Consider the following 11,520-nt stretch of genomic DNA (forward strand, 5'->3'; position numbering starts at 1 on the left):
AAGGCAACACTTACTTTTAGAAACTACATGAGATACAAACTTGGTATAGATGTGGGCGGAACATTCACGGATTTCTTCCTTGTTTCCGCTAAAGGTGAAATGGTAATACACAAGACACTGTCTACACCGGAGGATTCCTCTATTGGTTTCATTACAGGGATAAAGGAATTAGGAAAAAAGCTCCACAAAGATGCCTCAGAATTTATCTCGAGCATCGATACCATAGTACATGGAACTACGGTTGCCACTAATGCACTCCTTACGGCTCAGGGGGCGAAAACTGCCCTGATAACGACACTCGGTATGCGAGATGCCCTAGAAATGCGACGCGGCATCCGGGAAGAGCAGTACAACAACCACTATCGAAATGTCACACCACTTGTTCCAAGATATCTCAGGCTAGTAGTAAATGAACGAATTGATTCCGAAGGTAACGTACAGACTCCATTAAACAAATCCGATTTGGACTCACTAATTGAGAGGTTGAAAGATGAACAAGTAGAGGCTGTTGCAGTCTGTTTCATGAATTCCTACATGAACGAAATGCATGAGAGACAGGCTACAGAGTATCTGAGGGACCGCTTAGATAGTGTATTCATTACCGGCTCTTATGAAGTGCTACCATCCATCCGATTCTATGAGCGGTTGAGCACCACGGTTGTGAATGCTTGCATCGGTGTACTGGTTGACAAATATCTCCAGTCCCTTCTAGAGAAACTGAAAGATTTAAAGTTCGGAGGGAGTCTCCTGATAATGCAATCCAATGGAGGTGTAGTGACCCCGGAAGTTGCACGAAAAATACCAGCAGTGACGGTCTTGTCTGGTCCAGCTGCCGCTCCAGTCGCAGGAGCATATTACGCAGGGATTTTAGGATACAATAATTGCATAACCATTGATATGGGTGGGACCAGTTTCGATGCCAGTATGGTGGTGGAGAGGGAATGTGTAACCAGTACAGATGGAGAAATCAATCGCTATAGGGTCGCCCTCCCAACCCTTGACATTGTAACCATTGGGGCTGGAGGCGGCAGCATCGGTTGGATAAACCGTGGCGGCTTGCTACAGATGGGGCCCCAGAGCGCCGGTTCGCGACCTGGCCCTGTGTGTTACAACCAAGGTGGTGAAGAACTGACTTGTACTGATGCTGACCTGATCCTTGGTTATCTTGATCCAGATTTCTTTGCTGGGGGAAAATACAAGTTGGATGCTGAAAAAGCCCTCGAACAAACAGGCGTAGAACTTGCCCAGCCCCTTAATCTCTCTACTGTCGAGACCGCTGCAGGCATGTATCGCGTCATCAACACGAATATGGCCCAAGGTGTTCGCCAAGTCTCTGTAGAGAGAGGATATGATCCAAGGGAATTCTTGATGATTGTGGCTGGAGGAGCTGGCCCCATTCATGCTGGAGAAATCTGTCGTGAGTTGGAAATACCGATGTTCGTGGTGCCTGATGTTGCACCGATCTTCTGTGCTACCGGCATGCTGCTAGGAGACCTGAAATACGATTTTGTCAGGTCGTACATTACCAGGCTTTCTGAAATCGACAAAGATTCTTTTCTCGAGGTCCTCGGAGAACTGATAGCTGAGTGCGAACTTACCATGTCAAAAGAAGGGATTGCCAAAGAATGCGTTCAACTACAGCCTTCATTGGATTTGCGCTATGTGGGACAGTATCATGAAGTGCCACTTCCTACGAGCATGGATGATATAGCATCATTCAATTTGGAGAGAATCCAACGTGAATTTCACAAGGAACACAACCGCCAGTTTGGATATTCACTTGAACAGGAAGGGACTGAACTGGAGATTATCAACCTCCGTCTCAGGGCAATTGGCGTCATCGAAAAGCCAAATCTTCCTGCCGAAATTGATAGTTCAACGCCGGTTCGAAATCCCAATACTGCACTGAAAGGCAGACGAAGAGCTTACGTGCCGGAAATAGATGAGCTGAAAGAAGTTCCGGTTTACGATGGAGATAAGCTAACGGAAAGATACACTATCGAAGGTCCTGCAATTATCGAGCAGGTCAATACTACGATTTTTCTGGGAAATTCCTACGATTGTGATAGTGGAATTGGGGGTTCGTTCATTGTATACAACCGAGATAAATATCCAGAGGGTTTCAGACTTGAGCCAACCAACTAAAAGAGGGTGCAATGGTAGATATTGACAGAATTCTTCTCTCGATTTTTCAACGGGCATTCAAATCCATTACGGATGAAATGAGTATTTCACTGACCAAGACTACTCGCTCTCCAATCCTCTGCGAAGCAAAGGATTTCGTGACTGGACTTTATGACGCCGAAGGGCGGATGCTGGAGCAGACTGAAAATCTGCCGATTCTCTCATTTTCTTTGGGACCCGTTTGCAGAGTCATTCTAGAACAGTATGGTGAAGATATACATCCAGGAGATGTCATCATACACAACGATGTGTTTTCCATGGGTAATCAGAACAACGACGTCGCTGTCTTCAAGCCCATTTTTTACGATGAGACCTTAATTGGCTGGGCTGCCGCGAAGGGGCACCAGGCAGACATTGGAGGGGCGGTGCAGGGAGGGTACAACCCAAACGCCACGGAAGTGTGGCAAGAAGCAATCCGAATCCCGGCTGTCAAAATCTATGAAAAAGGGCAGCTGAGGGAGGATGTCTGGAATCTGATTTTTGCAAATATTCGGCTAGACATAGTTCAGGAAGACATTAAAGCCCAAGTTGGTGCTTGTACACTGGGTGAGAGGAGGTTAAAAGCGCTGGCAGCAAAGTACGGTGTAGGGTGCTATGAAGCTCACAAGGAGAAACTTTTCAGTTCTACGGAAAAAATGATGCGGAGTGAAATAGCCTCCATCCCCAATGGTATTTATGAGGGTGAGAGCATAGTATTCTATGACGGAAAGCATGAGGGAACTCAATTTACCGTGCGCGCAAAAATCACGGTTGAGGATGAAACTATCTGCTTTGATTTCTCCAAATCATCTCCCCAGACAAAAGGTTTCGTGAACGGCACCTACACATCTACATGCTCAGCCATCACGCTTACATTCCTCCAGATGATTAACCCAGATATTCCACATAATGAAGGAATGATAAAACCACTGCGTTATGTTGTGCCTGAAGGCATAATCCTGAACGCTGCCTATCCTGCAGCCACTACATTCGGAAATCATCTATGCCCACAAGTAGCCGATTCCATTTTCAAGGCCCTAAGTCTGGCAATTCCAGAACGCGTCACTGCGGGGTGGAATCATCTTTTGTGTTCGCTTTTTACAGGTGTTCACCCTGGAACAGACGAAAAATATGTAGACATCTGCTTCCTCGGCATGAAGGGTGGTTCAGGGGCATTGCATCAGTCAGACGGCTACGATCATATTGGTATGATAGACGCCTCAGGAGGTGTGCTTGATCAGGACTATGAAATGTTCGAGCGGCAAACACCGCATAAATTGATGCGGCATGAGTATCTAAAAGATTCCGCCGGAGCGGGAAAGTGGCGAGGAGGTCTGGGCGTGATAACTGAAATTGAGTTGGGTGGTAATAACACCACCATGGTAGTTTTCGGGGATGGCGACATAAAACCACCCTACGGCCTATTTGGAGGCAAGGAGAGTATCCTGAACAGAATTTGCCTCACTTACGCCGATGGGAAAGAAGTCGTACCCATGAGTAAGGATATGATTGAGGGAATACCGGCTGGTACAGTCTACCATCAGGTCGCCAGTGGTGGTGGCGGATATGGAAAACCTGAGGAGAGAAGACGTGAAAAAGTGTTGAGAGACGTGCGGGACGAGGTAGTCTCGCAGAAGCAGGCTGAAGAGATATATAAGGTCAAATCTGATGCGGACTGAAAGCATATGAACTACACACTCGAACAGAGATTCAAGGCACTCTGTCAGATTAGTAGAGCGACTTTCTTCGAATGGAGAGAAACCTTCATGAAAATGTATCCCGAAAGGTCGCCCATGGATGCTGTACTGCAATACTGGGAGATTGCAGGACACGATACGGCCAAAGCCTATCTTCGAAAAGTGGAAAGGGACAAGCCTGTCTCACCCCAGATTGCCCAGATGATAGTGGATAGTTCCCTCTCCATGGGTGAAAGTGCACGCGTCGTTGACAATGATGACGAGGTCAGCGTTATTCATGATGTGTGCCCGTGGCATGACTGGCACGTCAAGTTTGATGCTGTGGAGGAAGATCAGCCTGGCTGCGACTGCTGGTTCAAGACAATTACAACTGATTTCAACCGTGAACTGGGTACTGATATAGAGGTGGAAACGGTAAGTTCAATACCAGCCGGCGATGAGCGTTGTGAAAGAATTTTCAGGGAGAAGGATTCGGATCGTGAGTAGCTTTTTCCGCCCAGCCACAGTCAAGGAGGCCCTTTCTCTGGCATCAGACCGGCCGGGAAAGTGTGTATATTTTGGGGGTGGAACCGACCTGCTGATTTACCGGAAACATAAACTGGTAAATGAGGAAACTATCATTGACCTGAGCGAACTCGTGGATACCTCTGCGTTTAAGGTTGACAGAAATTCGCTAAGACTTGGAGCTGCCATTACTCTGGATGACATCGCTACTTGCTCAGAGATTAAGAATCATTTTCCGATACTAATTGAAGCTGCTAAGTCTGTGGCAACACCAGTAATCAGAAAAACTGCTACCCTTGGCGGCAATTTGTTGGTTAACAACCGTTGCACATTCTACAACCAGTCACAGGAATGGCGGGATGCAATTGGCTCCTGTATAAGGGATGTAGGAGATATATGCCTAGTAACCGGAGGAAAGGGTAAGTGCTTTTCCCGAAATGTGTCAGATACGGCGCCGGCTCTGATTGCCCTTGGTGCCACAGTTAAGATTCAGTCCCAGAAGGGGAAAAAACAAATCAACCTGAAAGATGTTTATGTTCCGGATGGGATTAATTTCCACCAGCATCTGGGTGACAATGCAATCCTGACTGATATCCAGGTTTCAGAAAAGCCGGCAAGCTGGTGGTTCCGGAAACTCCGCTTACGGAAAACACTGGACTTCACTTCTCTGACAGTCGCTGCGACAGTCAATAGTGGCGGCGTTGCCCGGGTCTGTCTGAATGGAGTGTCCATGTCACCTGTTCTCATCGAGGAATCTCTCGTAGACCTGACATTGGAAAGTCTCGTCAAGGCAGCTCGGAAGAATTGTAAGACAGTTAACAATGACCTCATGCCATTGAAATACCGCCGACAGATGATTGACCTGTTTCTTCGGGACTGGTGGAAAAGCATCGATCAGAGCCTTCCCAAAAACAAATGAACGAACTCGAACAGATAATAAAGGCTTACCAACAGTGCCGCGATTCTGGTAAATCTTCTGTTTTGGCAACGTTGGTAAAAGTGCAGGGCTCTCATTACCGGAAACCGGGTGCCCAAGCCTTGATAGTCGAATCTGGGGAATTTGTGGGCAACATCAGTGGTGGTTGCCTGGAAACAGACTTGCTACATCATGCGGAAAAAGCACTCTCGACTGGAGAAATATTACTGATGAAATATGATACTTCGTCACCTGAGGACATAGTATTCGGACTTGGGATTGGTTGTGGCGGCGAAGTTGATATTTTGCTCGAGCCAGTATCTGTTAATAAATCTCATTTTTTCCTAGAACATATTGGCCGTCTGATTGAACAGGACTCCTCGGTCAGGTCGGTTGTTATTCACAGGTCCGGGAACAAAAAAGAGGTGGGAAACAGACTATTTCTGGCTGAGGACAATCGATTGATTACGGATATAGTCTCCCAGACTACCATTGAGACAATTCAGTCCTTGGTAAGAAAAATGCCGGTCGGTTCTAACAGTGCGAACCAGATTTCACTCACGGAGTTGGGCGAGATGGAAATTTTTTCCAATGTCATTTGCCCACCCATTAACTTGCTGGTAATTGGTGCTGGGAGCGATGCACTGCCACTAGTATCCTTTGCGAAACGCCTCGGTTGGCGAGTTACCGTTACAGACCATCGTCCTGCATACCTTACCGAAGAGAAATTTCCCGACGCAGACAACCTAGTTCAGGCTGCATCTGAGAACTTGGTCAATAGCGTAAATCTCTCCAAAGTCGATGCTGCAGTAATCCTTACGCACAACTATCTCCGTGACGCCAAATTGTTGAAAATACTGCTACCGGTGGGTTTGGATTATCTTGGGCTTCTTGGTACAAAAATCCGCACTGATAACCTCCTGAAAGAAGTTGAATTGGCAGAAGTAATGAGTATTTCAGACGCAAGGAAAAGACTCCACTCCCCGGTTGGACTGGATATCGGCAGCGAAACTCCGGCTGAAATAGCACTATCAATAGTATCGGAGATACAGGCAATCCTGAGCAAGAGTGCAGGAGACGTCCTGAAAAGTCCAGAGATAATGGAACTCAATGTCGCCAGATTCTGACGGCAGACTGGATATATGTGCCATCATACTGGCAGCAGGCTCTTCCGAACGGCTAGGAGTTCCAAAACAGTTACTTCCCTATAGAGATACAACTCTTCTTGGTCACACTATCCGGTGTGTCATGGCCTCAAAATGCAGTGAAGTTATTGTAGTGCTGGGCGCCCATGCTCCATCCATCCACGGCAGTATTTTTGAGCTCCCAGTACATCCGGTACAGAATAAATATTGGAGGTCCGGGATAGCTTCCTCTATCCGAACAGGACTGGAGGAAATGGAAGTAATTAACAATAATACACGCGCAGCCCTGTTTCTGGTCTGCGACCAGCCCTTTCTAACAGCGAAAGTCATTGACTCGCTCATTGATCTGTTCCTATCTGGGTATACGATTACCGCTAGCGATTATGACGGAATCTTGGGTGTTCCAGCCCTCTTTGAAAAACAATATTTCCCCGAGCTAAAAATGCTGAGTAATGATTCTGGAGCGAAAAAAATCCTACATAATCGCGCGGAGAAGATCGGGGCAGTCCTTTTCCCTCAGGGTGGGATTGACGTGGACAGACCCGGTGACCTACCGGATAATCTGGAATCAAGTCATACCTCGTGATACTGTTTTGAGTATAGTGACTAACAAGTTGTCTTGTGACATATCAACCATCTTCCCTGGGTCTAATATAAAGAAAGTTCATAAATTAGTTTGTGAATAAATATAGTTTTTTCACAGAAAAGATTGCGCTTCACCACCGGCGGTCCAACTCATCCAGTGAATGCACCTCGACCTTTCCATCCATGATTAAGGCTATGCAACAGACCCGAACAAGTGGCTGGTCCTGGGTGGCCACTACGACGCCACCATCAGCAGTGACTCAGGCGCCTACGACAACGCCGTCGGCACCGCCACCGTGCTCGAGCTGGCGCGCTACTTCACACAGGAGGTAGCGGCGCAGCCGGAAGTCTCGCTGGTCTTCGGCGCGTGGGACTCGGAAGAGGAGGGCGGGCAGGGCGCGCAGCTGTTCGTCGAGTCGGCCCGCGGCAACGCGACCGTGCTGGCGAACCTGAATTTCGACATGTTCGGGCTCTCGTACCCGGTCCCGAACCGCGCCAGCCTCTCGCCGCTCTGCGATGAGGAATTTTTCAAGCTCTACCTCTACACCTCGCCAGTCGAGGACTTCTCCGGCTACGCCGACTACGAGTACGACAACCAGACTCGCGCCAACTTCTCGATGCTGCGCAAAGCCCTGGAGCAGGTCGCCTACGACTATCTGGAATTGCCGCCCGAATGGGTGCTCGCCATCGATGACACCGAGACCAACTCAGACCAGGCCGCATTCATCCGCGTCGGCATCCCCGCCATCTGGTTCCGCGGCATGCACGAGTACGCCTGGCAGGAGGACGACGGCTGCGAGCAGACCTTCAAGCACTTCTCGACCGACCGGCTCGAATCGCTCGAGCTCATCGCCGGCTCGCACGCCAACCTGCTGGCGGGATTCCAGACCGGCCTCGATATTGCGTCGGGGCTGGTAACAGAGCTGGCGTACGCGGACGCGCAGCCACCGGCTGCCGGCGACGACAGGGGCAGCGCCGGCCGGACAGTGCTGGCGCTGCTCGTTATCGCCGTCGCGGTCGCCGGAGTGGCGGTGCTGGTGCGCTGGCGGCAGGGGCGTCAGGCCAGCCCGTAAAGCGCCCCGAACTTCGCTTTCAGGTAACGCACGAAAGCCTCAGCCCCGGGCTCCGCGCCGCTGGCGCGCTGCACCAGCTCCTCCGGCTCCCAGCGGCTGCCGTGCTGGTGGATGTGGCTGCGCATCCATTCCAGCAGCGGCGCGGTCTCTCCACGCGATATCTGCTGCGGCAGGTCGGGCAGGTCACGCAGCGTGGCGTCCCACAGCTGCGCCGCGTAGAGATTGCCAAGGGTGTAGGTCGGGAAGTAGCCAATGGCGCCCATTGACCAGTGGATGTCCTGCAGGACGCCCTGCGCGTCGTTCGGGGGCGTGATACCGAGGTATTTCTCCATGCGCGAGTTCCAGAACTGCGGCAGGTCGCCTACCGGGACTTCGCCGTTGACCAGCGCCTTCTCGACCTCGTAGCGCAGCATGATGTGCAGGTTGTAGGTCGCCTCGTCGGCCTCGACCCGAATCAGCGACGGGTGGACGCGGTTCACCGCACGGTGGATGGTTTCCACATCGAGGTCGCCGACGTGCGGAAACGTCTCGCGGAAGTCAGGCAGCCAGTGCTCCCAGAACTCGCGGCTGCGGCCGACCAGGTTCTCCCACAGCCGTGACTGCGATTCATGCACTCCGAGCGACACCGCTTTGCCGAGCGGGGTGCCCTCGTGCTCCGCCAGCAGCCCCTGCTCGTAGAGTCCGTGGCCGGTCTCGTGCATCACGCCGTAGAGGCAGCCGAAGGGGAACGACTCGTCGTAGCGTGTCGTGAAGCGCACGTCGCGCGGGCCGGCGCCGGAGCAGAAGGGGTGCGTCGATGTATCCATGCGGCCGGCGTCGAAATCGAAGCCGATGGACGCCGCGACGCGCAGCGAAAACTCGCGCTGCCCCGCCTCGGGGAACGGCCCGCGCTCCATGAACGACATATCGGGCTGGTCGCAGCGGCCGATGGCCTTCACCAGCGGCACGATTTCCTCGCGCAGCCCGGCGAAGAGTGGGTCGAGCTGCGCGACCGTCATCCCCTGCTCGTAGTTGTCGAGCAGCGCGTCGTAGATGTTGTCGTCGTAGCCGTAGTGCTCCGCCGCCCGGCATTGCAGCTCGACCATCTTCTCGAGGGCAGGCTGGAACTTCGCGAAATCGTCTTCGGCGCGCGCCTCTTGCCATATTTGCAGCGCCAGCGACTTGTGCCGCGCGATTTCCTCGACCAGTTCGGCCGGCAGCTTCGTCGCCTTCTCCCAGGCGTGGCGCACCTCGCGCACGTTGGCCGCCTCTCCCTCGTCGAGCTCGGCGTCCGCGAGCTTCACGAGCAGCTCGCCCATCGCCGGATCGACCAGCCGCGCGTGCGCCAGCCCCGAGAGGAACGCCAGCGACTCGGCACGCAGCTTCCCGCCCTTCGGCGGCATCATGGTTTCCTGGTCCCAGCCGAGCAGCCCGCCGATGCCCTCGATAGTCGAGAGCTCCTCCACGCGAGCGATGAAATCGTCGTAGACCGACATGCTCCCGCTATTGGCCCGGAGATAAAGGGTTTGACGCGGGAAATCGTATTTGCGCCCGCGGCTAGTGGGGCGCGATGCGGCAGTTGATTTTGCTGGCTACGCTATTGCTCTGGCTGGCGCCAGCTACGGCGGGCGAGCCGCCTGAGCAGGTGCATCTGGCGACGAATGCCCTAGGCGACGGAATGGTTGTGCAGTGGGGCACCGCTGAAGCCACGACGCTGCTCTGCACCTCGTCCAGCGACATCGAATACGGCCTCGGACCGGACAGCCTCAACCAGACCGCATCGGGTTCGTGGGAGATGTATGACTGGACCACCTGTATCCATACTGTCGAGCTGGCTGGCCTCGCTCCCAACAACACCTACCACTACCGCGTCGGCGGCGACGGCGAGTGGAGCGACGTCGCCAGTTTCGTGACCGTGCCGCAGGGTAGCCGCCCGGTGCGTATCGGTGCCATCGCTGACCATGGCATTTCCTCTGACGCCGAAGCGACAACGCAGAAAATGCGCGCCGCGAGCCTGGACCTAGTCATCCACGCCGGCGACATATCGTACGCTAACGACGTCGGCTCGGGGGGCGTAGCGGACCAGTCCCTCTGGGATGACTACCAGAACCAGATCCAGCCGCTGGCGGCAACGGTGCCGCACATGTATGCTCCCGGCAACCACGAGGATGAGGCCTACTACGAGTTCGACGCGTATGAAACGCGGTTCTACACGTCAGGGTCGAACCCGTTCTGGTACAGCTTCAGTTTCGAGGGGATTCACTTTATATCTCTGTCGTCGGAGCACGACTACGGGCCCGGCAGCCAGCAGTACAACTGGCTAGAGAGCGAACTCCAAGAGGTGGACCGCCAAGCGACGCCGTGGCTGGTGGTGTTCGCGCACCGGCCGATGTACAGCTCCAACTCGGCACACGGCAGCGAAGTTGATTTCCGTGACGCGATGGAAGAACTGCTCTACGATTACGGCGTCGACCTCGCCGTCTGGGGGCACGACCACAGCTACGAACGCAGCTACCCCGTCTTCCAGGAAGAACCTCTCTCAAATTCTACTTCCAGCGCGACGGAACCGTACCGCAACCCCGGCGCACCCATCCATGTCGTCGTCGGCACCGGTGGCCGCTCGCTCTACGACGAGTTCGAAGAACCACAGCCCGCTTGGTCCGCCTACCGCGAGGCATCCTACGGTTACTCGGTCTTCGAAGTTACCCCGCAAGGCGAGCTGCACTTCAGCTTCATCCGCAACTCCGACGGCGCGGTCGCCGACCAGTTCTGGATTTCGAAGGCGTCGTCGCCCGGTCCGGGCAGCGGCGACGGGAACGGCGACAACATGACCGACCCCGACGGCAACGCCAGTGACTCGAAAGCGGGATGGCAGCAGAAACTCGAGGATCTGCCCGGCCCCGGCCTGCCGGTCACGCTCAGCGTGATGTCAATCGCCGCACGGCGGCGGCGCTGACTACTCGAGTCCGTTGCCGGTCAGCAAAAAGTCGGCGACGCCTTCGGGGAGCGAGCGGTGCTTCCTGAGGCGCGCGTGCCGTAGCCCCGGCGCGTGCGCCTTCTCGAGGTGGAGCAGCGTCTTGGCCATGTGGACCAGCGACTTGCCGTAGTAAGGACCAACTTCGCCGTCGCGCTCGTAAACCTGTCCCGTCAACAGGATGGGCAGCCCCTGCTCGGTCGCGAGATTATGCAGGTGGATTATCATCAGTGTGAATACTCGCTCGCACTTCTCTTTGTCGAGCGCATACTCGAGCCGCGCGTGCGCGTTAACCGTGTCGATGACCAGCAGCGCCGGCGGCTCGTCGAGGCTTTTGAGCAGGTCGAGCAGCTCGGCTTGGTCGAGCGGTGCCGCGATGGATAACCCGTCAGGCGACGCGTCGCCGCAGACCTGCTCCAGCCGCTCCGCCGAGAGCCCTTCGGTGTCGATGAACAGCACGCTCTCGCCGCCGGCAGCGAGCACT

At 53.7% G+C, this 11,520-nt stretch carries 10 protein-coding genes; 8 read left to right on the forward strand and 2 right to left on the reverse strand.

From position 1 onward, the window contains the following. The first annotated feature begins 27 nt into the window (after window positions 1-27). The 7 genes from QGG57_03380 to QGG57_03410 all read left to right on the forward strand — a co-directional run bounded on the left by QGG57_03380 (window position 28) and on the right by QGG57_03410 (window position 8,083). Window positions 28-2,145 (forward strand): hydantoinase/oxoprolinase family protein, encoded by a 2,118-nt coding sequence (locus QGG57_03380; GenBank protein ID MDP7007214.1) that lies wholly within the window; start codon window positions 28-30, stop codon window positions 2,143-2,145. A gap of 11 nt (window positions 2,146-2,156) precedes the next feature. After that, a complete protein-coding gene (locus QGG57_03385) occupies window positions 2,157-3,842 on the forward strand; it encodes a hydantoinase B/oxoprolinase family protein (GenBank protein MDP7007215.1) in 1,686 nt (561 codons plus the stop codon). Between the two features lie 6 nt (window positions 3,843-3,848). Then, window positions 3,849-4,346 (forward strand): hypothetical protein, encoded by a 498-nt coding sequence (locus QGG57_03390; GenBank protein ID MDP7007216.1) that lies wholly within the window; start codon window positions 3,849-3,851, stop codon window positions 4,344-4,346. Beyond that, complete coding sequence (locus tag QGG57_03395) at window positions 4,297-5,283, forward strand: FAD binding domain-containing protein (GenBank protein MDP7007217.1); 987 nt, start codon at window positions 4,297-4,299, stop codon at window positions 5,281-5,283. Before QGG57_03390 ends, QGG57_03395 begins: the two co-directional genes overlap by 50 nt. Beyond that, entirely contained in the window at window positions 5,280-6,407 is a 1,128-nt protein-coding gene (locus tag QGG57_03400; GenBank protein ID MDP7007218.1) for an XdhC family protein, read from the forward strand. Before QGG57_03395 ends, QGG57_03400 begins: the two co-directional genes overlap by 4 nt. Continuing rightward, window positions 6,391-7,011 (forward strand): nucleotidyltransferase family protein, encoded by a 621-nt coding sequence (locus tag QGG57_03405; protein ID MDP7007219.1) that lies wholly within the window; start codon window positions 6,391-6,393, stop codon window positions 7,009-7,011. The genes QGG57_03400 and QGG57_03405 overlap by 17 nt, the downstream gene beginning before the upstream one ends. Before the next feature lie 217 nt (window positions 7,012-7,228). Next, the gene (locus tag QGG57_03410) at window positions 7,229-8,083 is read left to right on the forward strand and encodes a M28 family peptidase (GenBank protein ID MDP7007220.1); all 855 of its coding nucleotides are present in this window, start codon (window positions 7,229-7,231) and stop codon (window positions 8,081-8,083) included. Here QGG57_03410 and QGG57_03415 read toward each other — a convergent pair. Continuing rightward, entirely contained in the window at window positions 8,068-9,558 is a 1,491-nt protein-coding gene (locus tag QGG57_03415; protein ID MDP7007221.1) for a carboxypeptidase M32, read from the reverse strand. The genes QGG57_03410 and QGG57_03415 overlap by 16 nt on opposite strands. A 74-nt stretch (window positions 9,559-9,632) precedes the next feature. On the opposite strand from QGG57_03415, the gene QGG57_03420 reads away from it, so the two are divergent. Then, window positions 9,633-11,018 carry a metallophosphoesterase family protein gene (locus QGG57_03420; GenBank protein MDP7007222.1) on the forward strand — a complete coding sequence of 462 codons (1,386 nt, stop codon included), beginning with the start codon at window positions 9,633-9,635 and terminating at the stop codon, window positions 11,016-11,018. Here QGG57_03420 and QGG57_03425 read toward each other — a convergent pair. Then, window positions 11,019-11,520, reverse strand: a 502-nt coding sequence (locus QGG57_03425; protein ID MDP7007223.1) for a hypothetical protein, incomplete at its 5' end; no start/stop codon positions are given.

The organism is Candidatus Poseidoniia archaeon (genome assembly GCA_030748895.1).
In the GTDB taxonomy this organism is placed as follows: domain Archaea; phylum Thermoplasmatota; class Poseidoniia; order MGIII; family CG-Epi1; genus UBA8886.